The 23,545-nt window shown below is 69.8% G+C and carries 23 protein-coding genes, 1 pseudogene and 1 riboswitch; of the genes and pseudogenes, 11 read left to right on the top strand and 13 right to left on the bottom strand.

All coding sequences use genetic code 11. The annotated features are described in order from the left end of the window. Window positions 1-13: 13 nt before the first annotated feature. On the bottom strand, window positions 14-1,825 hold the full coding sequence (gene thiC, locus ACIQ9E_RS22250) for a phosphomethylpyrimidine synthase ThiC (protein ID WP_403709572.1): 1,812 nt from the start codon (window positions 1,823-1,825) through the stop codon (window positions 14-16). Next, a riboswitch (TPP riboswitch) is annotated at window positions 1,819-1,997 on the bottom strand. (Overlaps the previous gene by 7 nt.) A gap of 275 nt (window positions 1,998-2,272) precedes the next feature. On the opposite strand from thiC, the gene ACIQ9E_RS22245 reads away from it, so the two are divergent. Then, window positions 2,273-3,703: a YibE/F family protein gene (locus ACIQ9E_RS22245; RefSeq protein ID WP_403709570.1), complete on the top strand. Its 1,431-nt coding sequence runs from the start codon at window positions 2,273-2,275 to the stop codon at window positions 3,701-3,703. Window positions 3,704-3,741: 38 nt separating this feature from the next. Here the strand turns inward: ACIQ9E_RS22245 and ACIQ9E_RS22240 are convergent, their stop codons facing one another. The 4 genes from ACIQ9E_RS22240 to ACIQ9E_RS22225 all read right to left on the bottom strand — a co-directional run bounded on the left by ACIQ9E_RS22240 (window position 3,742) and on the right by ACIQ9E_RS22225 (window position 6,418). Beyond that, a complete protein-coding gene (locus ACIQ9E_RS22240) occupies window positions 3,742-4,176 on the bottom strand; it encodes an SsgA family sporulation/cell division regulator (protein ID WP_366259223.1) in 435 nt (144 codons plus the stop codon). Between the two features lie 180 nt (window positions 4,177-4,356). Further along, window positions 4,357-5,433, bottom strand: coding sequence for a helix-turn-helix domain-containing protein (locus ACIQ9E_RS22235; protein WP_403709852.1), 1,077 nt, complete (start codon window positions 5,431-5,433; stop codon window positions 4,357-4,359). 303 nt (window positions 5,434-5,736) lie between these two features. After that, window positions 5,737-5,955 (bottom strand): DUF5326 family protein, encoded by a 219-nt coding sequence (locus ACIQ9E_RS22230; RefSeq protein WP_403709568.1) that lies wholly within the window; start codon window positions 5,953-5,955, stop codon window positions 5,737-5,739. Window positions 5,956-6,100: 145 nt separating this feature from the next. Continuing rightward, a complete protein-coding gene (locus ACIQ9E_RS22225) occupies window positions 6,101-6,418 on the bottom strand; it encodes a cupin domain-containing protein (protein WP_006348088.1) in 318 nt (105 codons plus the stop codon). A gap of 274 nt (window positions 6,419-6,692) precedes the next feature. On the opposite strand from ACIQ9E_RS22225, the gene ACIQ9E_RS22220 reads away from it, so the two are divergent. The 5 genes and pseudogenes from ACIQ9E_RS22220 to ACIQ9E_RS22200 form a co-directional block, all read left to right on the top strand. Beyond that, the gene (locus tag ACIQ9E_RS22220) at window positions 6,693-7,829 is read left to right on the top strand and encodes a cystathionine gamma-lyase (protein WP_403709566.1); all 1,137 of its coding nucleotides are present in this window, start codon (window positions 6,693-6,695) and stop codon (window positions 7,827-7,829) included. 213 nt (window positions 7,830-8,042) lie between these two features. Then, window positions 8,043-8,933, top strand: coding sequence for a LysR family transcriptional regulator (locus ACIQ9E_RS22215; RefSeq protein ID WP_006348086.1), 891 nt, complete (start codon window positions 8,043-8,045; stop codon window positions 8,931-8,933). Between the two features lie 70 nt (window positions 8,934-9,003). Next, window positions 9,004-9,483 carry an NUDIX domain-containing protein gene (locus ACIQ9E_RS22210; RefSeq protein ID WP_403709564.1) on the top strand — a complete coding sequence of 160 codons (480 nt, stop codon included), beginning with the start codon at window positions 9,004-9,006 and terminating at the stop codon, window positions 9,481-9,483. 397 nt (window positions 9,484-9,880) lie between these two features. After that, on the top strand, window positions 9,881-10,741 hold the full coding sequence (locus ACIQ9E_RS22205) for a GNAT family N-acetyltransferase (RefSeq protein ID WP_403709562.1): 861 nt from the start codon (window positions 9,881-9,883) through the stop codon (window positions 10,739-10,741). 1 nt (window position 10,742) lies between these two features. Continuing rightward, a pseudogene (locus ACIQ9E_RS22200) lies at window positions 10,743-11,016 on the top strand (MarR family transcriptional regulator); the annotation flags it as partial. On the opposite strand, the gene ACIQ9E_RS22195 reads toward ACIQ9E_RS22200, so the two are convergent. Then, window positions 10,953-12,338, bottom strand: coding sequence for a serine hydrolase domain-containing protein (locus ACIQ9E_RS22195; protein ID WP_403709560.1), 1,386 nt, complete (start codon window positions 12,336-12,338; stop codon window positions 10,953-10,955). The pseudogene ACIQ9E_RS22200 and the gene ACIQ9E_RS22195 overlap by 64 nt on opposite strands. Before the next feature lie 94 nt (window positions 12,339-12,432). Here ACIQ9E_RS22195 and ACIQ9E_RS22190 point away from each other — a divergent pair, with 94 nt between their 5' ends. Then, entirely contained in the window at window positions 12,433-12,951 is a 519-nt protein-coding gene (locus ACIQ9E_RS22190) for a GNAT family N-acetyltransferase (protein WP_403709558.1), read from the top strand. 4 nt (window positions 12,952-12,955) lie between these two features. On the opposite strand, the gene ACIQ9E_RS22185 is transcribed toward ACIQ9E_RS22190, so the two are convergent. Next, a complete protein-coding gene (locus ACIQ9E_RS22185; RefSeq protein ID WP_403709556.1) occupies window positions 12,956-13,345 on the bottom strand; it encodes a hypothetical protein in 390 nt (129 codons plus the stop codon). Window positions 13,346-13,540: 195 nt separating this feature from the next. Further along, window positions 13,541-15,037 (bottom strand): replicative DNA helicase, encoded by a 1,497-nt coding sequence (gene dnaB / locus ACIQ9E_RS22180; protein ID WP_403709554.1) that lies wholly within the window; start codon window positions 15,035-15,037, stop codon window positions 13,541-13,543. A 426-nt stretch (window positions 15,038-15,463) separates the two neighbouring features. Between dnaB and ACIQ9E_RS22175 the strand changes: the two genes are divergently transcribed. Continuing rightward, the gene (locus ACIQ9E_RS22175; RefSeq protein ID WP_403709552.1) at window positions 15,464-16,801 is read left to right on the top strand and encodes an MATE family efflux transporter; all 1,338 of its coding nucleotides are present in this window, start codon (window positions 15,464-15,466) and stop codon (window positions 16,799-16,801) included. 145 nt (window positions 16,802-16,946) lie between these two features. On the opposite strand, the gene rplI is transcribed toward ACIQ9E_RS22175, so the two are convergent. From rplI to rpsF, 4 genes are all read right to left on the bottom strand, one after another. Beyond that, entirely contained in the window at window positions 16,947-17,393 is a 447-nt protein-coding gene (gene rplI, locus ACIQ9E_RS22170) for a 50S ribosomal protein L9 (protein ID WP_389883317.1), read from the bottom strand. Window positions 17,394-17,411: 18 nt separating this feature from the next. Beyond that, window positions 17,412-17,648 (bottom strand): 30S ribosomal protein S18, encoded by a 237-nt coding sequence (gene rpsR / locus ACIQ9E_RS22165; RefSeq protein WP_358826448.1) that lies wholly within the window; start codon window positions 17,646-17,648, stop codon window positions 17,412-17,414. Window positions 17,649-17,714: 66 nt separating this feature from the next. Continuing rightward, on the bottom strand, window positions 17,715-18,311 hold the full coding sequence (locus ACIQ9E_RS22160; protein WP_403709549.1) for a single-stranded DNA-binding protein: 597 nt from the start codon (window positions 18,309-18,311) through the stop codon (window positions 17,715-17,717). Window positions 18,312-18,382: 71 nt separating this feature from the next. Further along, window positions 18,383-18,673, bottom strand: coding sequence for a 30S ribosomal protein S6 (rpsF, locus tag ACIQ9E_RS22155; RefSeq protein ID WP_005482942.1), 291 nt, complete (start codon window positions 18,671-18,673; stop codon window positions 18,383-18,385). 280 nt (window positions 18,674-18,953) lie between these two features. On the opposite strand from rpsF, the gene ACIQ9E_RS22150 reads away from it, so the two are divergent. The 3 genes from ACIQ9E_RS22150 to ACIQ9E_RS22140 all read left to right on the top strand — a co-directional run bounded on the left by ACIQ9E_RS22150 (window position 18,954) and on the right by ACIQ9E_RS22140 (window position 21,845). Further along, entirely contained in the window at window positions 18,954-19,262 is a 309-nt protein-coding gene (locus ACIQ9E_RS22150; protein ID WP_366259201.1) for a hypothetical protein, read from the top strand. A 296-nt stretch (window positions 19,263-19,558) separates the two neighbouring features. Further along, window positions 19,559-20,677 carry a peptidoglycan bridge formation glycyltransferase FemA/FemB family protein gene (locus ACIQ9E_RS22145; RefSeq protein WP_006348073.1) on the top strand — a complete coding sequence of 373 codons (1,119 nt, stop codon included), beginning with the start codon at window positions 19,559-19,561 and terminating at the stop codon, window positions 20,675-20,677. 136 nt (window positions 20,678-20,813) lie between these two features. Continuing rightward, complete coding sequence (locus ACIQ9E_RS22140; RefSeq protein ID WP_403709547.1) at window positions 20,814-21,845, top strand: alanine racemase; 1,032 nt, start codon at window positions 20,814-20,816, stop codon at window positions 21,843-21,845. A gap of 59 nt (window positions 21,846-21,904) precedes the next feature. On the opposite strand, the gene ACIQ9E_RS22135 is transcribed toward ACIQ9E_RS22140, so the two are convergent. Continuing rightward, window positions 21,905-23,422, bottom strand: coding sequence for a glycosyltransferase family 87 protein (locus ACIQ9E_RS22135; RefSeq protein WP_403709545.1), 1,518 nt, complete (start codon window positions 23,420-23,422; stop codon window positions 21,905-21,907). Between the last annotated feature and the right edge of the window lie 123 nt (window positions 23,423-23,545).

Here is a 23,545-nt window from a genome sequence, read left to right as displayed (position 1 = left end):
CTTACGGCCCTGATCAGTCGGCCAGCGGCAGATAGACGCGGTTCCCGCTCGCCGCGAACTCCTCCGACTTCCGGAGCATGCCCTCCGCGATCTCCTCGTCGCTCGCCCCCTGCGCCGCTGCCTCGTCCCCGCCGAACTGCTCGGCGATCGAACGACTGATCTTCATCGAGCAGAACTTGGGACCGCACATGGAACAGAAGTGCGCCGTCTTCGCGGGCTCGGCGGGCAGGGTCTCGTCATGGAACTCCCGGGCCGTATCGGGGTCGAGCGCCAGATTGAACTGGTCCTCCCAACGGAATTCGAAACGGGCGTCCGACAGCGCGTCGTCCCACTCCTGGGCATCCGGATGCCCCTTGGCGAGATCGGCCGCATGCGCCGCGATCTTGTAGGTGATAACACCGGTTTTGACGTCGTCCCGGTTGGGCAGACCGAGGTGCTCCTTGGGCGTCACGTAACAGAGCATCGCCGTGCCCCACCAGGCAATCATCGCAGCCCCGATACCGGAGGTGATGTGGTCGTAGGCGGGCGCCACATCGGTGGTCAGCGGGCCGAGCGTATAGAAGGGGGCCTCCTCGCAGATCTCCTGCTGGAGGTCGATATTCTCTTTGATCTTGTGCATCGGAACGTGACCGGGGCCCTCGATCATCGTCTGCACATTCATACGCTTGGCGATCCGGTTGAGTTCCCCGAGCGTCCGCAGCTCCGCGAACTGCGCCTCGTCGTTGGCATCCGCGATCGACCCGGGCCGGAGCCCGTCACCGAGGGAGTAGGTGACGTCGTACGCCGCGAGGATCTCGCACAGCTCCTCGAAATGCTCGTACAGAAACGATTCCTTGTGGTGCGCCAGACACCAGGCGGCCATGATCGAACCGCCGCGCGAGACGATCCCGGTCTTCCGGCGCGCGGTCAGCGGGACATACCGCAGCAGCACCCCGGCGTGGACGGTCATATAGTCCACCCCCTGCTCGGCCTGTTCGATCACGGTGTCCTTGTAGACCTCCCAGCTCAGCTCCTCGGCCCGGCCGTCGACCTTCTCCAGCGCCTGGTAGAGCGGCACCGTGCCGATCGGGACGGGGGAGTTGCGCAGCACCCACTCGCGGGTGGTGTGGATATTGCGCCCGGTGGACAGGTCCATGACCGTGTCAGCGCCCCAGCGGGTGGCCCAGGTCATCTTCTCGACCTCCTCCTCGATGGAGGAGGTGACCGCGGAGTTGCCGATATTGGCGTTGACCTTCACCAGGAACCGCTTGCCGATGATCATCGGTTCGATCTCGGGATGGTTGACGTTGGCGGGGAGCACCGCCCGGCCGGCGGCGATCTCCTCCCGTACGACCTCGGGAGAAACGTTCTCCCGCAGCGCCACGAACTCCATTTCGGGGGTGATCTCGCCCCGGCGGGCGTACGCGAGCTGGGTCACCGCCTGTCCGTCGCGGCCCCGGCGCGGCTGGCGCGGCCGCCCCGGGAAGACCGCGTCGAGGTTGCGCAGCCCTCCGCGCGGCGAAGTGTGCCGGACGCCGTCGTCCTCCGGGCGCACCGGACGGCCCGCGTACTCCTCGGTGTCGCCGCGCGCGACGATCCAGTGCTCCCGCAGGGGCGGCAGCCCGCGGCGTACGTCCGTCTCGACGGTGGGGTCGGTGTACGGGCCGGAGGTGTCGTACAGCGTCACGTCCCGGCCATTGGTGAGGTGCACCTGACGGACCGGCACCCGGAGATCGGGGCGCGAGCCCTCGATGTACCCCTTGTGCCAGCCGGGCGTGCGAACACCGTCGGCCGCCACCGGGGCGGCGGGTACGACGGCAGGCGTGCGTGCATCCTGAACGGTCATGAAGACCTACTCCCTACGCCGGCATTACCCGGTAACAGGTTCGGCGGTCGACGCAGCGATTCCCGTGACCGGCACCTTCGGCGCGTATATGTCCCGCATATACGTCCGATGGTGCGTCGACGGAGGTCAGCGCCCTCTCAGCCCGGTGCTCCGAGCTCCCGCGTGTGCAAAGGTGACACCACGCTAGCGTCATTTCTGGCGTGCTGAACAGGGGCCCCCGTCCGTTCTTGCGATGATCGGTCGGTGACGTCATCAGCGCCCGGTCCCCAGGGGGGTCCCGACTCCCGGTTCGCGTACGGTGCGGCGGACGGCGGCGGTCAGGGGTACGGCCCCGGTCCGGACCCCGCCCCCGTCCCTGCCTCCGCCGCGGCACCTCCCCCGACGCCCGCCCGGGCACCCGCCCGCAGCCACGAACACGCGCACGCGCCCCCACCGCCGACGACTCCGGTGCCCGCACACCTTCACGGGCACAGTCATGGGCACAGCCACAGCCATGGACCGGCCGCCCCCGTCTCACGCCATCTGCGCCGCATCATCGCCGCGGTGCTGATTCCTTTCGCCGCGGCCGTCGTCGTGGGTCTGGCCGTCCTCTGGCCCGGCTCCGCCCCAGGTCATGAACGCACCGGCGTCGGCTTCGACCGCCAGACCGAACAGGCGGTCGTCACCCGCGTCGACCCGGTCGACTGCAAGTCGGTCAACTCCGCGCAGGTGCCTCCGACCGGTGACACCAGTACGCCCCAGGGCCGTGAGGCCGTCGCGGCGCAGCAGGGCGACTGCAAGAAGGCGACCATCAGGATCACCTCCGGGCCTCATCTGGACCGGATCATCGCCGAGATCGTCCAGCCGGACGCGTCACGGCAGTTGGAGCGGGGGCAGCAGCTCGTGGTGGCGTACGCCCCCGATGCGCCCCGCGACCTCCAGTACTCGGTCATCGACGTGAACCGCCGGTTCCCGCTCGCCGTGGTGGCCGGGGTCTTCGCCCTGGCCGTGGTGCTGGTGGGGCGGATGCGCGGGGTGATGGCGCTGATTGCGCTGGCCGCGTCCTTCGCCGTGCTGACGCTGTTCATCCTCCCCGCGATCCTGGAAGGCTCCAATCCGCTGGCCGTCGCGGTGGTCGGCTCCAGTGCGATCATGCTGATCGCGCTCTACGCCTGTCACGGCATCACCGCCCGTACCTCCGTCGCGGTCCTCGGCACGCTGATCTCGCTGCTGCTGATCGGGCTGCTGGGCTCGCTGTTCATCGACTGGGCGGCGCTTTCGGGCAATACCGACGACAACACCGGGCTGATCCATGGGCTCTATCCGGGCATCGACATGAGCGGACTCCTGCTGGCCGGTGTGATCATCGGTTCACTCGGGGTGCTCGACGATGTGACGGTGACCCAGACGTCGGCGGTATGGGAGCTGCGCCAGGCGGATCCCGGCATGGGACCGCGCGCGCTGTACCGCGCCGCCATCCGGATCGGACGCGACCATATCGCCTCCGTGGTCAACACCCTGGTCCTCGCCTATGCGGGCGCCGCACTGCCCTTGCTGCTGCTGTTCAGCATCGCGAAGAGCGGGGTGGGGACGGTCGCCAACAGCGAACTCGTCGCCGAGGAGATCGTCCGGACGCTGATCGGGTCGATCGGTCTGGTCGCGTCGGTTCCGGTGACCACGATCCTGGCCGCTCTGGTGGTCTGCGCCGACCGGCCGGATGCCCGCGTCCGGGACGGCGCCGAAGGCACTTCCGGGCACCCGGCCGAAGGGTCCGGGGCCCGGCTGCCGCAGATGTCCGCCGAACCGGCGGCCGGCGGGCCGGTTCCGGAGATCCGGCCCGCGGGCCGGGGCGGGCTGCCGGGTCTGGGCGGCGGCAAGGGCCGCCGCCGCAAGCGGTAGCGGTACGGGTCCCCGGGCGCGCCCGGGGACCCGTACGGTCAGCCCGCGTTCTCCTCCGCGAGGATGCTCCGCAGCACCTGCTCCAGTTCGGCGCCGAAATCCCCGAACGCCCGCTCCTGGCCCAGCGGAACCAGCCGGTCCGTACGGTCCAGGAAGGCCACGACGGGTGCCGCGCTCACCTGGAAGAGGGCGAGTTCTCCGCCCACCTGGAGCCGGATCCCGAGGTCCGCCGACTCGTCCGGCCCCAGCGGTGCGATGTGCACATCGCCGTCGCCGCTCGGCCCGACGATCCCGTCGAGCAGCAGATCCCGGCCGAAGGCCCAGGTCACCGGCGCGTCTCCGGGCAGATGGAAGGTCATCCGCACGGCGTACGGATCCGCGGCCGCATAGCGGAGCTCCACCGGGATCCGGAACGACAGCTCCTCGGAGACGAGGAAGCTCATCAGTACCTCGGCCTGGACCGACTCGTGCATCGTGTACCCCGCAGTGACGGAAGCCCGGATGGGCCTGGTGGGCAGCCTTCTTGCTGAAGCCTGGCGAAACGGGTCAGGAAGGACTCCCCTGACGCTCTCCTCATAATCGTGCGCTAAGTCACCAGAGGACTACAAGGAGTGATTTTTCAGATACTGATAGACGCCTCGAACGAAGGGCCGTCAAGCGTCCGGCAGACGAGCGGCGAAGGCGAGTGAACCGAGCAGTCCGCCGACCCCCGACCGGAGCTGCCCGATTGCCGGAAGCAGCCGTTCCGATCGGTCGAGGGGGAGGGATATCGCCATCGCCGCGGCACGGGCGCCCGCGGGCGGCGGTACGGCGATCGCGGCACAGACCGTGTCGAGCGTGTACTCCTGCCGCTCCACGACGGGTTCCGCGCGCCCCCGGGCCACCAGCCGTTCGAGCAGGCTGCGCCGGTCCCGTACCGAATACGGCGTCAGGGCGCGCACCGGGTGCCGGTCGAGATGGTCGTGGAGTTCGGCGGTGTCCAGCCGGCCGAGCAGACACTGGCCGATCGCATGGGCATGGCCGGTCTCGCGGAAATCCGCCCATTCGCTGACGGCGGGGGCGTACGGGGTGTCCGATACGGCCACCACCTGGATTTCGCCGTCGCGGTAGACGCCGAAGTAGACGGGGGCTCCGATCGCGTCCCGCCAGTGCTCCAGGGAGTCCGCCGGCCTGGTGCCGGGGCCGGGCTCCGGCCGTAGCCCCGGGCGGAGGACCGGAGGCGGATCGCCGTCCGCCCCGGCGACCGGTTCTGTTCCTGACGCGCCCGATTCCACACCAACTGTGCCCGCTTCGGGACTGCTGCGACGATTCTGCACAGCGGAAACAAGGGAAGCGGCAGGTGCAGAAGGCACATGGGGCACATGGGGCGCCATGGAAGCAGTGGACACAGCGGATTCGGATGCCTTCGGCGCTTCCGGCCCTTCCGGCCCTTCGGGTGCTTCGGGTGCTTCGGGGCCCAGCCGTCCCACCGCGTCGCCGAGGACGAACACGCCGCTCTCCCTGCGGAGATAGCCCTCGTGCACCAGGGTGCGCAGCAGGTGGTACGCGGTGGGGAGCGGGATCGTCGCCACCCGGGCCAGCACCTTGGCGGGCGCGCCCGCGGGGTACGAGGAGGCGGCCTCCAGCAGCCGCAGGGCCCGCTGCACCGAAGTGATCAGGGTGGGTGTGCCGACGGCCGGAGGCCGGGTGACACCGTCCGCCGGGCCGGTGCCGCGCTCGTCCGGTGGCATGGCCACGGTTCACCCCCTGACATGGTGGCGGGTCGGCGCCCGCCCGCGGGGTCGGTCCCCGTGCGCCCGCCGCCGCACCGGGCACGCGGCCCTGCCGGAACCCGGAACGGTCCGGTACGTGCGGTCCGCACCCGTACCGGTCGTACGGGCCCACAGGGGGCGCTCACCGGCGTACAAGAGGGCGCACAAGGGTGGTGAATCCGCATACCCAGCGGCGGACTGCCACTGTAATGGCCATTCAACCGAGTGTGACCTGGTAAGGCCCGGGGTTCCCCCGGCCGGGTTAACGCCGGACCCGGGCGGCTACCAGTCCCCGCGGGAGTTCGACGACCCCTTGAACTTCCTGACGACGAACACCAGTCCGCCGACGAGGGCGACCAGGGCGAGCGCCTTGAAGAGCAGTCCGATCAGCACCCCGACGACATGGGCGACCAGTCCGCCGAAGAGCAGCAGCACCAGCACCGGCGCCACCACCCACTTCACCCACCACGGCAGCCCCGTGACGATCTCCCGTACAGCCATGGCCCCTACCTCGTCTCTCCTTCGGCTCCCCCGGCGGAATTTCCGGCGCTCCGCCCTCGATGCTAGGCGGGCCGGAAGGCGGGCGGGACGGTCCGGGCCCTTGATCTCCCCTGAGCTGCCCCTTAGGGATTCCGGGGGCGTGGGCTCAGCTCTCAGGGGGAGAGAAGACCACCATGACCCGGAGGTCCTCGGTGATGTGGTGGAACTTGTGCGGCACTCCCGCGGGTACGTAGACCACACTGCCGCGGGCGACCGGAGTCGTCTCCGTGCCGACGGTGATCGCCGCCCGCCCGCTGACGACGAAGTAGACCTCGTCCTGGCGGTGCGGCTGCTGGGGGTCGAGGGCCCCGGCGTCCAGCGCGTACAGACCGACGGACATGTTCCGCTCACGCAGGAACTGCAGATACGCGCCGTCGTTGGCGGCGCGCTCCGCCTCCAGTTCGTCCAGCCGGAATGCCTTCATCGTGCGCCGCCCCTGCCGCTCGTCCCGATCATGTCTGCCACGATCAGACACAGGAAGGAATTGCCTCGTCAAGGGCGCCGGAGCGGCGGTCCGGCGGCCCGCTGCGCAAGGGTGTGGCCGTCCCATCCGGCGGACGGAGGAGGAACGGAAGCTTCCGGAGAACGTACGGTCGGAGCACGAACGAACGGCGCGGGGATCGCGCACGGCCGGTCACCGGACGCCCGGCGCGGGCGGACCCGGGCGGAACCCGGCTGACGAGAGGAGCACCACGGCCATGGAAACGGGCATCGGAGACGGCACCAGAGCGGTACGGGCGGGGCTGCCCGAGCCGGTGAAATACGAGCCCACCCTGCCGGGCCCGGCGTTCGCCGCCCACTTCCATCTGCCGGGCGAGCCCACCGGGCCGTACACCTACGGCCGCGACACCAACCCGTCCTGGACCCTGCTGGAACGGGCCATAGGTGAGCTGGAAGCGCCGGGCGAGTCCGTCGAGACCACGGTATTCGCCTCCGGTATGGCGGCCGTATCCGCGGTGCTGTTCTCCACGCTGCGGGCCGGCGACACCGTCGTCCTGCCGAGCGACGGCTATCAGGCGCTGCCCCTGGTCCGCGATCAGCTGGAGGCGTACGGAATCGAGGTGCGCACCGCGCCGACCGCGGGCGACGCCCAGTTGTCGGTTCTGGAGGGGGCCAGGCTGCTCTGGGTCGAGAGCCCGTCCAATCCGGGGCTCGACGTCTGCGATATCCGGCGCATGGTGCGGGTCGCCCATGCGCACGGTGCCCTGGTCGCCGTCGACAACACCCTGGCCACCCCGCTCGCGCAGCGGCCGCTGGCGCTGGGCGCCGACTTCTCGGTGGCCAGTGACACCAAGGGCATGACCGGCCACGGCGATCTGCTGCTCGGGCATGTGACCTGCCGCGACACCGCACGGGCGGCGGACGTACGGCGCTGGCGGAAGGTGGTCGGGGCGATTCCGGGTCCTATGGAGACCTGGCTGGCCCACCGGTCTCTGGCCACCCTGCATCTGCGGATCGACCGGCAGTGCGTCAACGCCCTGGCCCTGGCACGGGCGCTGGGCGAGCGGGCGGAGGTGACGGGGCTGCGGTATCCCGGGCTGCCCACGGACCCCTCGTACACCCTGGCCGGACGGCAGATGCGGCGGTACGGAGGGGTGCTCTCGTTCGTCCTGCCCGACCGCGACCACGCCGAACGCTTCCTCGACGCACTCCGGCTGGTCGACGACGCGACCAGCTTCGGCGGGGTCCGCTCCTCGGCGGAGCGGCGCGGGCGGTGGGGCGGGGACGCGGTCCCGGAAGGCTTCATCAGGCTGTCGGCCGGTGCCGAGGACACCGACGATCTGGTCGCCGATGTGCTGCGGGCCCTGGACGAAGCCGCAGGCGCGGTCGGCTGAGAAACACCTTCCCGGCAGGCCCGGTCCGTCTCTCGGCGGGCGGTCCGAGCCTCCCCCCTCATGGCTCGGACCGCCCCGGTTCCTCCCCGAAGAACCGCCCCACAAGGCTAGTTGACTGTGCGTCAGTGTCCAATCACAGTAGCGGCAGCAACCAATCGACTTATTTATCGTTGTCCGATCCCCGGACACCGTCGGTGGAGGAGGCGCTCGGCAATGGATCTGGCCCTGCTGCGGACGTTCGTCACGGTGCACCGGGCCGGTTCGTTCACCCGCGCCGCGGCCCTCCTCGGGCTCTCCCAGCCCGCGGTCACCGGACAGATACGCACCCTGGAACGGCAACTGGGCAAACCCCTCTTCCTGCGGCAGGCCCGGGGGGTCACCCCCACCAGCGTCGGCGACGAACTCGCCCACCGGGCCGCCCCGCATCTCGACGCCCTGGTGGAAATCGCCGAATCCGGGCTCGACGAGGAGGCGGGCGTACGGACCCTGCATCTGGCCGGCCCGCCCGAATTCACCTCCCTGCGCGCCCTGCCCGCGCTCACTCCGCTGCTCTCCCAGGGGCTCGCGCTGCGCGCCGCGTTCGGCAAGGCCGAGGAGTCCCTGGAGGGACTGGCGGCCGGGCACCACGATCTGGCCATCACCACGGCCCGGCCGCGCGGCGGGCTCCTCACCGCGACCCCGCTCTGCGACGAGGAACACGTCCTGGTCGCCTCGCCCCGCTGGGCCGCCCGTCTCGGGCCGGACGTCCTGCGCGCCGGACAGGTGGTGCTGGAACAGCTGCCGGTCGTCGAGGTCCATGAATCGCTGCCCTTGGTCTCCCGGTACTGGGCCACCGTCTTCGAATCCCCGCCCGCCGCCGCGGGCACCGTCATCGCCCCCGATCTGCGGGCCGTCCTGGAGAGCACCGCCGCGGGCGCCGGGCTGGCCGTCCTGCCGCGCTACCTCTGCGAGGAGGCGCTGGACCGGGGGCGGGTGGTGACCCTGCTGGAACCTCCGGTACCCCCGCTGCGGACCTACTTCCTCGTCGTACGGGCCGGGACACTGGCCCTCCCGCATATCTCCCGGGCGCACGACTGGCTGATGCGGGCCGCCGCGGACTGGTGACCGCCCTCCCGTACGGACGGCCGAAGCCACCGGGAGTTTCAGGACACGCCGAACGGGCCATGGTCCTGGCATGACCGAACGTCCCGTGGTCAAGCGCACCGCCCGTGCCGTCCTCCTCGACGGCGACGATCTCATCCTGATCAAACGCACCCGGCCCGGCGTGGATCCGTACTGGCTCACCCCCGGCGGCGGAGTGGAGGCGGCGGACGCCAGCGTCGTCGACGCGCTCCACCGGGAGATGAACGAAGAGCTGGGTGCCAAGGTCACCGATGTCGTGCCCTGCTTCGTCGACACCGTGGAGCACCACACCGGCAGTGGTGTGACCGGGGTCAAGGTGCAGCATTTCTTCGTCTGCCGGCTGGTGTCCATGGACCCGGCGCAGCGGCACGGCCCGGAGATCGACGAGCCGCGGGGCGAGTACGAGATCGTCCGGGTGCCCTTCAGCCGGATGGGGATCGCCGGGGTCCATCTGGTCCCGCTCTCCCTCCGCCACTACCTCGACGGCAATATCGAGGGCGTCCGGGCCCTGCACGCACCCGATCTGGGCTGAGACCTCGCCGGCCTCCCGACGGTCCTTCCGGACCGGGACCGGCCCGCCCGGCGAGAGCCGTCGTCCGGCGGGGCGATGCGCCGCTCGACGAGAGCCGTCGTCCGGCGGGGCGATGCGCCACGAGATCCGGCCGACCCCGGGCCTGGGCGGACACTCCCCGACGCCGAACCGGGACCGCCCTGCCTACTCCCGGGCTCGTACCGCAGATGCCTCCCGGGGGCGGACGCGGGGTTCCGGCCGCCCCCGGCACGGTGTTTCACGTGAAACGTCTGTTCATGACGGCCGTCTCCGTGCTCAAGCCCTGGGGACCGACACCGCGCGCCCGTCGGTTGCGGGCAGAGATCAGTTCCCTGAAAGCACTGGACGAGCGATCACCACGGCGTACAGTCTGGCCCCTATGTCGACAGCGCTCCCCGAACTGCCCATCCGCCGACTCACCAGGGACGACCTCGCAGCCTGCGCCGACCTCTCCGAGGACCGCGGCTGGTCCCGGGAGGAAAGCACCTGGGGACTGCTTCTGGCTGCGGGAACCGCCATGGGGATCGACGACCCCGAGGACAAGGGGCTGGCGGCGTGCTGCGTCCTGACCCCGTACGGCAGCGGACTTGCGGCCGTCGGCAAACTGCTCGTCGCCCGCCGGTACGGGCACCAGGGCATCGGACGCCGCCTGATGGACCGCGTCATGGAGGCAGCGGGCGGAACCCCGCTGGCGCTGTACGCGACGCCGTACGGGCAGCCGCTGTACCGGAAGCTCGGCTTCGCCGATATCGGGCACGTCGAACGGATCAGGGGCCGGTTCTCCCCGTCCGCGGCCGGGTCGGTCGCGGAGGTGAGGACGCGGCGGGCGACCGCCGAGGACATGCCCTCCATCGTGGAACTGGATGCCGAGTGTTTCGGCCTGGACCGTACCTCGGTGATCACCCGGCTGCCCGGTATGACCGAACGGCTGTGGGTGGCGGAGGACAGCCGTGGCCTCACGGGCTTTGCGGCGGTCTGGGACAGCAGCGAGCAGCACAGGGTCGGGCCGTTGACCGCGAAGGACTCCGGGACGGCCCGGGCGCTGCTCGTCGCGGCGGCGGGATCAGCCGAAGGGCCGATCCGTACCGATATCGACGGCCGGCACCGGGATCTGCTGGACTGGGCCGTGGCACACGGGATGGAGCCGGTCGGCTCGACCGCCCTGATGACCTACGGAACCGACAGGCTTCCCGGCGACTGGCGACGGTCCTTCGCTCCTCTCTCGGTCGCCACCGGCTGACCGCTGTCTCTGCGACACCGACCGCCGCGGGATCTGCACCGATGTGACCGAAGCCGGACTGGCCCTGCTCGTCGAAGGCCCGCCCCACCCATGGCACGGCGCTGCGCCGGGCCTTCGACGAGGCCGCGGCGGATCTCGCGCTCGCCCCGCTGGCGCGGACCGTCGAGCGGCTGGCCCCCTCCGTCCGGGCCGGATCCGTTGTGGTCCCCGCTCAGGGCGTACCGCGCCAGCCTCCCGGGTCCACATCCCCCGGAACCCCGGCGCCGGGCTCGTAGGGCTCACGGGTGAGGACGAACGAACCGAGGTCGAGATGGCGGACCGAACCGTCCGCCCGCCGGACCACCCTTAGGGTTTCCCCCGCGTAGTACCCGTCGAGCCCGGTCCAGGTACCGTCCTCCGCCGCCCGGAAACGCGCCCCCCGCCCGTATCCCCCGACCGGGGTGAGCAGCAGACCCCGCTCCAGCAGCAGCCGCAGCTCATGGGGTTTCGCCCCCCAGTACCAGGGGCCGGTGAGGGCCAGCAGTTCGGGATCCGCCTCCGGCAGCGGACGCCAGGGCTCGGGCAGCTTCGGCTCGGCCTCCGCCACCGTCCGGACGAGTTCGGCGGCGACGGCCCAGGGCTGAGGGCCGGAGGTGGCGTTCGCCAGGGTCGCCGCCGCCACCCCGTCGGCAGGGCTCACCCAGAGCCCGGCAACGTACCCGGGCAGCGAACCGGTATGGCCGACCATGGTCCGGCCGTACAGCCGGGCCACCTGCACACCGAGACCGTAGGTGCCGTCCCACTCGCCGTTCTCCAGCGGTGCGGCCGGGGTGGCCATCTCCTGTACGGAGGCGGTGGAGAGTACCCGGTCGTCCCCCTCGGCGAGGAATCCGGCGAACCGGCACAGGTCCCCGGCGGTGGACCACATCTGCCCTGCGGGGGCCATCACTCCGAGGTCCTCCACGGGCTCCGGCAGCAGGACGTCCGCGTAGGGGTGAACGGCCCACCCCTCCGCGTACGGAGCGCTGGGCTGCACGCCGGTCCGCTCCAGACCCAGCGGCTCCAGGATCTCCTCCCGTACGGCATCGGCCCAGCCGACTCCGCGCACGGCCCCGACGAGGGAGCCCAGCACCGTGTAACCGGGATTGGAGTAGTGGAAGCGGCGTCCGACGGGGTGCTTGAACGGGGCGTCCCCGAGAACCTCCGCCAGACCGGGCCGCAGGCCGGCCGGGGTCCGCTCCCACCAGGGGCCGGGCGTCTCGGCGGCCAGACCGGCCGTATGGGACAGGAGTTGGGCGATGGTCGCCTCGCCGAGGTCCGTACCGGGCAGATGCTTCTCCAGCGGATCCCCGAGGTCCAGCAGACCCTCGTCACGCAGCCGCATCACCAGCACCGCCGTGAAGGTCTTGGTGATGGAGCCGATGCGGTACTGCGGATCGGGGCCGGGCCCCGTGCTCCCGTCGGCGGACCGGATACCGCTCCAGACGACGCGGCCCCCGCGGGCCACCGCCGCGGAGAACGAGGGCGTCCGCCCTTCGGCCTGCGCCGCGGCCAAACTGTGCAGCAGAGCCCGTTCGGTGGTGGGCAGCAGGCGTTCCGTCGGAGATGAAGAGATCATGGGACCAGGTCTACCAACCGCAGGCCTCGATGTCCGACGGCACCCTGGGGTTTATCCGATGCGCCGGGCCCGCGTACCGTGCTAGGCCATCTCCATGGAAGATCTTGTGACCGAGCGACTCGTCCTGCATCCGCTGACCCCGGAGGAGGCCGGGAAGTTGGCGGAGGGCGTCCCGTTTCCCGGAGCGGTGTGGGCGCCGGGCTATCCCATGACGGACGACAGCTCCGCGGCCCGCCGCTTCCTCGACACCCGTATCCGTGCCACCGCCGCCCGTCCGCATCCCGGCGCCTTCGAGATACGGCTCCGGTCCGACGGGCGGGCGATCGGCGGGGTGGACTTCCACGGCCCCGCCGACAGCACCGGCAGCGTCACCGTCGGCTACGGACTGATCCCCTCGGCCCGGGGCCGCGGCTACGCCTCCGAGGCCCTCCGCGCCGTCCTGTCCCATGCCCGTGCCCTCGGCATCACCCGGGTCAAGGGCGACGCCGACCACCACAACACCCCGTCCCACCATGTGATGACCGCCGCGGGCATGCATCTGACCGGCGAGGACCACCGCGTCCGCTACTACGAGACCGTCTGGCACCGAACCGGTCCTGAAACCCCGGTGTAGGTTCTCACTTATCGGCAGCCATCCGTTCCACCCACTCCCGCACGGACACTGCTCGGTCGATGCGGCTGACGATGTCCTTCTTGGATGCCGTGTCCAAGGTTTCCGGGATCTTGTCGAAGGTGCCGGGAAGAACGTCGAGCAGACCCAGGATCTGTTCGCCGGTGCCGACGGTCAGCAGTTGCCGGCACCTCCACTGCACCGGTGTCTCGGGACGGTGAGTGAGGTGCTGCACGACCGTCGGGAACAGGTAGTGCGTCGCCTCCGCGGCAAGGTGCTCCCGGAGCCAGTCGACCGGGAGCCGCTGGCTGAAGCCGTGCCGGGCGGCCTCTTGGGCCAGGTCCAGGAGCTGAGCGGTGTCGACGGCTCGGACGGTGCGGGGAAAGGTCGGGGTCATATCGGCGATGATGCCAAGAAGCCTCCGCCGTGCCGAGAGGTCGGCCGGGCCGGGACGCGATCTGCCAACGGTGGTGTCCCCCATCTCTTCGAACCGCTCGGAGGCGAGTTGTTCGGAGTCGTGGCCTTCGAGTTCGACCTGCCGGACCAGCCGGCCGTCGGCGTCGGCCTCAACGGAGAACCGGACCCGGGGTGATCAGGTCTGGGCCATGTCCACAAAGCGGGAGTAGTGGCCCTGGAAGGCGACCGTGATCGTGGCCGTCGGACCGTTACGGTGCTTGGCCACGATCAGATCGGCCTCCCCGGCGCGGGGGGACTCCTTCTCATAGGCGTCCTCGCGGTGCAGCAGGATCACCATATCCGCGTCCTGCTCGATGGAGCCCGATTCACGCAGGTCGGAGACCATGGGCTTCTTGTCGGTGCGCTGCTCGGGGCCACGGTTCAGCTGGGAGAGCGCGATCACCGGAAGCTCCAGTTCCTTCGCCAGCAGCTTGAGGTTTCGCGACATGTCCGAAACCTCCTGCTGACGGCTCTCGGCGCGTTTGGAGCCGCCGGACTGCATCAGCTGGAGGTAGTCGATGACGACGAGCCGGAGGTCGTTGCGCTGTTTCAGCCGACGGCACTTGGCGCGGATCTCCATCATCGAGAGATTGGGGGAGTCGTCGATGTACAGCGGCGCCTGGGAGACGTCCGGCATCCGGCGGGCCAGCCGGGTCCAGTCGTCGTCGGTCATGGTGCCGGAGCGCATATGGTGCAGCGCGACCCGGGCCTCCGCCGACAGCAGACGCATCGCGATCTCGTTGCGCCCCATTTCGAGGGAGAAGATGACGCTCGGCAGATTGTTCTTGATCGACGCGGCTCGGGCGAAGTCCAGCGCCAGGGTGGACTTTCCCATCGCCGGACGGGCCGCGATGACGATCATCTGACCGGGGTGGAGCCCGTTCGTCAGGGAGTCGAAGTCCGTGAAGCCGGTCGGCACCCCGGTCATCTCGCCGCTGCGGGAGCCGATCGCCTCGATCTCGTCGAGCGCGCCCTCCATGATGTCCCCGAGGGGGAGGTAGTCCTCGCTGGTCCGCTGCTCGGTGACGGCGTAGATCTCGGCCTGGGCGGAGTTGACGATCTCGTCGACGTCGCCGTCCGCCGCATATCCCATCTGGGTGATCTTGGTGCCGGCCTCCACGAGCCGGCGCAGCACCGCCCGCTCATGGACGATCTCCGCGTAGTACGAGGCGTTGGCGGCGGTGGGGACCGACTGCACCAGGGTGTGGAGGTAGGACGCGCCGCCGACCCGGGTGATCTCACCGCGTTTGACCAGTTCGGCCGCGACCGTGATCGGGTCCGCGGGTTCCCCGCGGGCGTACAGGTCCAGGATCGCCGTATAGACGGTCTCATGGGCGGGGCGGTAGAAGTCGTGCCCCTTGATGATCTCCACGACGTCCGCGATGGCGTCCTTGGAGAGGAGCATGCCACCGAGCACCGACTGTTCGGCGTCCAGGTCCTGGGGCGGCACCCGCTCGAAGCCTCCGCCGGCTCCGTCCCAGCCGCCGCCGTCCCGGCCTCGTTCGTGCTGGTCGTCCCGGCCGCCACGGCGGTCAGGGCCGCGGTCGTCACGGCGGGAACGGGAGACGGGCAGACGGTCGCCGGGGATTCCGTCGGCCGCCCACGGGTCGTCCAAGGGCTCGGAAATGCTCACCCGGGCCACCTTCCTCCCGTCCGCTGAGCGGACCTCGCCGTGCCCCTTCTTTCTACGGCACAGCACTGACAAATCGAGTGGCCCGACCCGGCTTCCGGCGCGTCGAGCAACGGTCCACGTTAGGCCGCTCGCCACCGTCAGCCAATCTGGTTATCCACAGGCCATGTGGATGAGCGGTCAGATGCTGTGGAGAACTCCCCGGAACCTGTGCACGGACCGGGGGACAGCATTGTGGACAACCCGGCCCTCGCCTGGGGAGACCACCCCTGACCTGCACCTTTTCCATCCACGGGCTGTGGGGGAGAAAAAGTTTCCCAAGCGGAGCACGAACGGAACAAACGGCCCAGCGCCAAGCCGTCACCCTGAGTAGAGGTAAGGATCACAGAACACTTGCATCTCTTACCTGTGGACGATTACCTTGTGCATATGACTCAGGCCTCCGCACCGCCGAAGGCGATCCGGCGACGCCATGACCGAGAGATCATCACCCTCGCCGTTCCCGCGTTCGGCGCCTTGGTCGCCGAACCCCTCTTCGTCATGGTCGACAGTGCGATTGTCGGCCACCTCGGCACCGCGCAGCTCGCGGGGCTCGCCATCGCTGCCGCTCTGCTGATGACCGCGGTGAGCGTCTTCGTCTTCCTCGCCTACGCCACCACCTCCGCCGTGGCCCGCCGGGTCGGAGCCGGAGATCTGCCGGGGGCGATCCGCCAGGGAATGGACGGCATCTGGCTCGCGGTCATCCTGGGCGCGGCCGTGGTCGCCCTCACCCTCCCGCTGGCACCCCGGATCATCGACGCCTTCGGAGCCTCCGACACCGCCTTCCCCTACGCCGTCACCTATCTGCGCATCTCCCTCATCGGCATCCCCGCCATGCTGATCGTGCTGGCCGCCACCGGAGTGCTCCGCGGCCTCCAGGACACCCGTACCCCGCTCTATGTCGCGGTCGGCGGCTTCAGCGCCAATGCGGTACTGAACGTTCTGCTCGTCTACGGCGCCGGCTTCGGAATCGCCGGATCCGCCTGGGGCACCGTCATCGCCCAGTACGCCATGGCCGTGGCCTATCTGGTCGTCGTCGTCCGGGGCGCCCGCCGGCACCAGGCCTCGCTCCGCCCCGATGCCGCGGGCATACGGGCCAGTGCACGGGCCGGGGTCCCCCTGCTGATCCGTACGCTGTCCCTGCGCGCCGTACTGATGATCGCCACCGCCGTCGCCGCCCGCCTGGGCGACACCGAGATCGCCGCCCATCAGATCGTGCTCTCCCTGTGGAGCCTTACGGCCTTCGCCCTGGACGCCATCGCCATAGCCGGCCAGGCGATCATCGGCCGCTACCTCGGAGCCGGGGACACCGAGGGAGCCCGCCAGGTCGGCCGCCGGATGGTGCAGTGGGGCCTGGTCTCGGGGATGGTCTTCGGTCTGCTGCTGGTACTGCTGCGCCCGCTCTTCCTGCCCCTGTTCAGCAGCGATCCCGCCGTCCACGATGCGCTGCTGTCCGCCCTGCTGGTCATGGCGCTCACCCAGCCGGTCGCCGGGATCGTCTTCGTCCTCGACGGAGTTCTGATGGGAGCCGGAGACGGCCCCTATCTCGCCGGCGCCATGCTGGTGACCCTGGCGGTCTTCGCCCCGGTCGCCCTGCTGATCCCCGTATTCGGCGGCGGTCTCACCGCCCTGTGGTGGGCGATGGGCCTGATGATGGCCGTACGGATGGCGACGCTCTGGGTACGGACCCGCTCCGGGCGCTGGCTCGTCACCGGAGCAACCCGCTGAACCACTGTTTCACGTGAAACGGTGGCCGCCCGACGACGATATTGCCCGGTGCTCCACCGGCGGGCGCGCCGGACAGGAATCCGGACAGCACAGTGGGCCGTACCCGACGGGTACGGCCCACTGCCTGCTCAGTCGGAGACTGACGTCAGCCCGCGACGACCTCGACGCCGAGCTTGGCGTCGACCTCGGGGTGCAGACGCACGGACACCTGGTGCGAGCCCAGGGTCTTGATCGGCGCACCGAGCTCGACACGGCGCTTGTCGACCTCCGGGCCCCCGGCGGTCTTGATCGCCGAGGCGATGTCGGCCGGGGTCACGGAGCCGAAGAGACGGCCGGCGTCGCCGGAGCGAACAGCCAGACGCACCTTCACGGCCTCAAGCTTGGCCTTGACCTCGTTGGCCTGCTCGATGGTCGCGATCTCGTGGATCTTGCGGGCGCGGCGGATCTGCGCCACGTCCTTCTCGCCGCCCTTGGTCCAGCGGATCGCGAAACCGCGCGGAACCAGGTAGTTGCGAGCGTATCCGTCCTTGACCTCGACGACGTCTCCCGCGGCACCGAGCCCGGAGACTTCCTGGGTGAGGATGATCTTCATTGTGCGGTCACCCTTCCCTTATCGCGCGGTGGACGTGTAGGGCAGCAGCGCCATCTCACGGCTGTTCTTCACGGCCGTGGCGACGTCACGCTGGTGCTGCGTGCAGTTGCCGGTAACGCGGCGGGCACGGATCTTGCCGCGGTCGGAAATGTACTTCCGCAGCATGTTCGTGTCCTTGTAGTCCACGTATGCGGTCTTGTCCTTGCAGAACGCGCAGACCTTCTTCTTCGGCTTGCGCACAGGCGGCTTCGCCATGGTGTATCTCCTGTGTGATCAAGAATGGGGAGTAGCGAGCACCCCTGGTGTCCCGGCGCGGGACGCCTAGAAGGGAGGCTCGTCCGAGTAGCCGCCGCCGGAGTTGCCGGAAGCGCTGGAGCCACCGGAGTTTCCACCCCAGTTGCCTCCGCCGCCCTGCTGGCCGCCGCCGGAGGGAGCACCGGTGGCCCAGGGGTCGTCGGCGGGAGCCCCGCCGCCCTGCTGGCCGCCGGGGCCGGAGCCCCAGTTGCCGCCACCCTGCTGGCCACCGCCGTAGCCACCACCCTGACCACCGCGACCGGCGGTCTTGGTGACCTTGGCCGTGGCGTTCCGGAGGCTGGGGCCGACTTCCTCGACATCCAGCTCGAAGACCGTGCGCTTCACACCTTCGCGGTCCTCGTAGGACCGCTGCTTCAGCCGGCCCTGCACGACGACGCGCATGCCGCGCTGGAGCGACTCGGCGACGTTCTCCGCCGCCTGCCGCCAGACCGAGCAGGTCAGGAACAGGCTCTCGCCGTCCTTCCACTCATTGGTCTGACGGTCGAAGGTGCGCGGGGTGGACGCGACACGGAACTTCGCGACCGCCGCACCGGAGTTGGTGAAGCGCAGCTCGGGGTCGTCGACGAGATTGCCGACGACCGTGATGACGGTCTCGCCTGCCATGGGTGAACCTCTCGGCGGGGATTGCTTGGCTGCTTGCTGCTACTCGAACCCTTTGACCTCTGAGCGGATGCTCAGTGGGTCTCGGGGCGGAGGACCTTGGTCCGGAGGACCGACTCGTTCAGGTTCATCTGGCGGTCGAGCTCCTTGACGACCGCAGGCTCGGCCTGCAGGTCGATGACCGAGTAGATGCCCTCGGGCTTCTTCTTGATCTCGTACGAGAGACGACGACGGCCCCAGGTGTCGACCTTCTCGACCTTTCCGTTGCCCTCACGGACGACGGAGAGGAAGTTCTCGATCAGGGGGGCGACAGCGCGCTCCTCCAGATCGGGGTCGAGGATGACCATCACCTCGTAGTGACGCATGTGGAACCCACCTCCTTTGGACTCAGCGGCCACGGTCGTTCCGTGGCAGGAGGGTCGTGATGCGTTGTTGCAACGGTGTCGAGTAAAGCAGGGCCCACTGACACTCACCGGCTGTCGATGCCGGATCGGTCGGCAGCCTGGGCCGACACCGCGCAGACCGTTCAGAGTACCCGGAGAGGTGCTTGCGGTTGAAATCCGGCAGCCGGAGGGCGCAATCTGTACACATCGGGTGTGCGCGGCACTACGATGCGCCGCGCTCGGCAACGCCAGGAGGTGCCGCATGGCACAGGCAGTGCGACGTCAGACATCCCTCTTCGCCACGGACGGCAAGCCTCATCCCCTTCAGGACACCCTGGCCGGGGTGACCCTGGTTCTGGGCGTGCTGGCCTTTGTGTCGTCGTGGTTCCCCTCCCTCCATCTACTCAGCTCGTGGACGGGCCTGATCGGCATCCTCACGGGCGGCTACGGACAGTTCATCTCCGCGACGACCCGTGAGCGGTTCATCCTGATCGTGGGGCTCGGGATGTCCGCCGCGGGCTTCTTCCTCGGTATGGCGCACGGCGGCCTCTTCGGCGGCCTCATCGGCTGACCGCCGCCGGGCGGCACCACGGCCGGGGTACCGGTGATCCACCGGCACCCCGGCCCTTCACGGCCCGGACCGCCGGCGCCCGCGTTCCCGGCAACCCCGTCCGCGAATACGCAAGATCCAGCACGAGCCGGGCCGGGTGAGTCCGGGGTCCGGTGGATCACCCCAACGGCCGACAGGCCACGTCGAACGGGTACATCGAACGTGCCCATTCGGGGCGCTCCTCCAGCCCAGTAGGCTTCGGCGCGAGAGCCGGAGCCCCTGACCCATGGGGACACACCTGCCGAGGAGCGCCCCATATGAGCCTGACACTGAGGACCATCAGCCGAGAGCAGCATCTGGCGTACATCCAGTCCCTGCCGTCGGCAAGCCACTGCCAGGTCCCCGCATGGTCGGATGTGAAGACCGAGTGGCGCTCGGAGAACCTGGGCTGGTTCGACAAGCACGGTCAGCTCGTGGGTGCCGGACTGGTCCTCTACCGCCAGCTCCCCAAGATCAAGCGGTATCTCGCCTATCTCCCCGAGGGCCCGGTCATCAACTGGTACGCCCCCAATCTGGACGACTGGCTGCAGCCGATGCTCGCCCACCTGAAGCAGCAGGGCGCGTTCTCCGTGAAGATGGGCCCGCCGGTCGTCATCCGCCGCTGGGACGCTCCCGCCATCAAGGCCGGTATCCAGGACCCCGACGTCAAGCGGCTGCGGGACGTCGAGGCGACGCATATCGAGCCCCGCGCCTTCGAGGTCGCCGACCGGCTGCGCAAGATGGGCTGGCAGCAGGGTGAGGACGGCGGTGCCGGCTTCGGTGACGTCCAGCCCCGCTACGTCTACCAGGTGCCGCTGGCCAACCGCTCCCTCGACGACGTCCTCAAGGGCTTCAACCAGCTCTGGCGCCGGAACATCAAGAAGGCCGAGAAGGCCGGGGTCGAGGTCGTCCAGGGCGGCTACTACGACCTGGAGGAGTGGCAGCGGCTGTACGAGATCACCGCGGTGCGCGACCGGTTCCGCCCGCGCCCGCTCTCGTACTTCCAGCGGATGTGGACCGTCCTCAACAACGAGGACCCCAACCGCATGCGCCTCTATTTCGCCCGGCACAACGGCGTCAACCTGTCCGCGGCGACGATGCTCGTCGTCGGCGGCCACGTCTGGTACTCCTACGGGGCTTCCGACAACATCGGCCGCGAGGTCCGGCCCTCGAACGCGATGCAGTGGCGGATGCTCCGCGACGCCTATGCCATGGGCGCCACCGTCTACGACCTGCGCGGCATCAGCGACTCCCTCGACGAGACCGACCACCTCTTCGGTCTCATCCAGTTCAAGGTCGGCACCGGCGGCGAGGCCGTCGAGTACGTCGGGGAGTGGGACTTCCCGCTCAACAAGCTGCTGCACAAGGCCCTGGACATGTATATGTCGCGCCGCTGAGCCGACGGGACCACCGGTGCCCCGGCCGCTTCCGCCGCCGGTGGTCCCCACCCCGTAACCTCGTAGATCACGTGTTCCCCCGTCTCTGTCCACACCTTCGATACACCGCAGCCACCAGAAAGGTTCCGGGCCGGCCATGGCGCTCTCCCTGTACGTCGACACCAACCGCTGGCGGATGCACCAGAATTCGGTGACCGACCAGTTCCCCGGGCTCGTACCGGTCTGCAAGGGCAACGGGTACGGCTTCGGGCACGAGCGGCTGGCGGAGGAGGCGACCCGCTTCGGGTCCGACATGCTGGCCGTCGGCACCACGTACGAGGCCGCCCGCATCAAGGACTGGTTCAGCGGCGATCTGCTGGTCCTCACGCCCTTCCGCCGCGGTGAGGAGCCGGTGCCGCTGCCGGACCGGGTGATCCGCTCCGTATCGTCGGTCGACGGGGTGCACGCCCTGGTCGGCGCCCGCGTGGTCATCGAGTGCATGAGCACCATGAAGCGCCACGGCGTCTCCGAGCAGGATCTGGCCCGGCTGACGGCCGCCATCGAAGATGTGCGGCTGGAGGGCTTCGCGCTCCACCTCCCGCTCGACCGCACCGACGGCTCCGACGCCGTCGAGGAGGTCATCACCTGGATGGACCGGCTGCGGTCCGCGCGGCTGCCGCTGCACACCATGTTCGTCAGCCATCTGCGCGCCGAGGAGCTGGCCAAACTGCGCCAGCAGTTCCCGCAGACCCGGTTCCGGGCCCGGATCGGCACCCGCCTCTGGCTGGGCGACCACGACTCGACCGAGTACCGCGGCTCCGTCCTCGACGTCACCCCCGTCGCCAAGGGCGACCGGTTCGGCTACCGCCAGCAGAAGGCCGCGTCCGACGGCTGGCTGGTGGTCGTCGCCGGGGGTACGTCCCACGGCGTCGGCCTGGAGGCGCCCAAGGCGCTGCACGGGATGATGCCGCGGGCCAAGGGCGTGGCCCGGGCCGGTCTGGCGACGGTGAACCGCAATCTGTCGCCCTTCGTCTGGGCGGGCAAGCAGCGCTGGTTCGCCGAGCCGCCGCATATGCAGGTGTCGATTCTGTTCGTCCCGGCGGACGCGCAGGAGCCGCGGGTCGGCGATGAGCTGGTGGCGCATCTGCGGCACACCACGACCCAGTTCGACCGCATCGTGGAACGCTGACCGGCAGCCTCTGACAAGGCCGCCCCGGGAGCCGCGTACGGCAGCTCCCGGGGCGGTCCTTATGAGCCGCTCGGCGGCACCGTACGGCCTTCGGGGCCTGCAAAGCCCCAGGCCACCTTCGGCCCGTCCGCATCGCCGTGGCCGGTTCCGTACGCCCCTTCCCGGCCCAGCACGAACACGTCGTCCGCCCGGTCGAGCACCCCGCCCGAGGGGTCGTCCGCCCCGTCCTGGCGTACGACGTCCCGCTCGGGCCGCAGGATGTCCCGTACGACGACGGCGCAGAGGTAGAGCGTCCCCAGCAGATGCAGGGCGATCGCGAAGTGGTACCCCTCGGGCGGCAGGCCCTGCCGCTGGTTGCCGCTGGTGGTGTAGGCCAGGTACATCCAGATGCCGAGGTAGTACGCCACTTCGCAGGCCTGCCAGATCAGGAAGTCCCGCCAGCGCGGCCGGGCCAGCACCGCCAGCGGGATCAGCCAGAGCACGTACTGCGGCGAGTACACCTTGTTGGTCAGGATGAACGCGGCCACCACCAGAAAGGCGACCTGCGCGAATCGCGGCCGCCGGGGTGCGCTCAGGGTCAGCCAGGCGATACCCGCGCAGGCCAGCACCGCCAGGAACAGGGAGTAGCGGTTGACCTCCTCGGGCGTGATCGTGATGTCGAAACGCTGGGCGGCGATCAGCCAGACGGACCCGAAGTCGATATCCCGTTCCTGGTTGAAGGTGTAGAACTTCCGCCAGCCCTCGGGCGCCGCCAGCAGCACATACAGATTGGCCACCAGCCAGGAGCCCGCGGCGCCCAGAACCGCCAGGCCGTACTCCCGCCATTTCCCGGCCCGCCAGCAGAGCACCAGCAGCGGTCCGAGCAGGAAGAGCGCGTAGAGCTTGGCGGCGGTCGCCAGCCCGATCAGCACCCCGAAGGCCAGCGGGCGGCTGCGGGACCACATCAGCATCGCCGCGGCGGTCAGGGCGACGGCGAGCAGGTCCCAGTTGATGGTGGCGTTCAGGGCGAAGGCGGGGGCCAGGGCGACCAGGAGGGCGTCCCAGGGGCGGCGGGCGTGGGTCCGCGAGACACAGACCGCGATGATCACGGCGCAGACCATCAGCATGCCCGCGTTGACCATCCAGTAGAGCTGCTGCTGGTCCTGGAGGGATCCGCCCGAGGGGGTGAGCCAGGCGGCGATCTGCATGAAGAGCCCGGTCAGTACGGGGTACTCCAGGTACTCCATATCGCCGGGGAGCCGGTCGAAGTACGGAATCAGCCCGTCCGAGAAGCCGCGCCCGACGAAGAGGTGCGGAATGTCGGAGTAGCAGGCATGGGTGTACTGGGAGCTGGCGCCGCGGAACCAGGCCCAGTCGTAGCACGGCATCTTCTGGACCATGCCCAGGGCGAACATCCCGATGGCGGTGAGCGCCACCACGCGTACGGGGGTCGGATAGCCGCCGCGGACGCGCAGGGCCCAGCGGCCGGCCGGGCCACCGATCAGCTCGCTGCCGGCCGCCGCGACGGAATCGCGCCGGGTGGGCCGTACATCCGGGCGGTCGTCCGGGGGCACGGTCGTCTTCTCTGCGCTGGGCATGGTGCACATCCTGCCGTACGGGTGGGGGTACGCCGCGAGGGCCGTGGAATCCGGTGCGGCCGGGTACGGGACACGGAACCGCGGGTGCCGGATGCCACGGCCCTCGCAGGGGCGCGGACGGGC

Source organism: Streptomyces sp. NPDC094448, assembly GCF_044763775.1.
In the GTDB taxonomy this organism is placed as follows: domain Bacteria; phylum Actinomycetota; class Actinomycetes; order Streptomycetales; family Streptomycetaceae; genus Streptomyces.
This window is presented reverse-complemented; position numbering and strand designations above follow the sequence as displayed.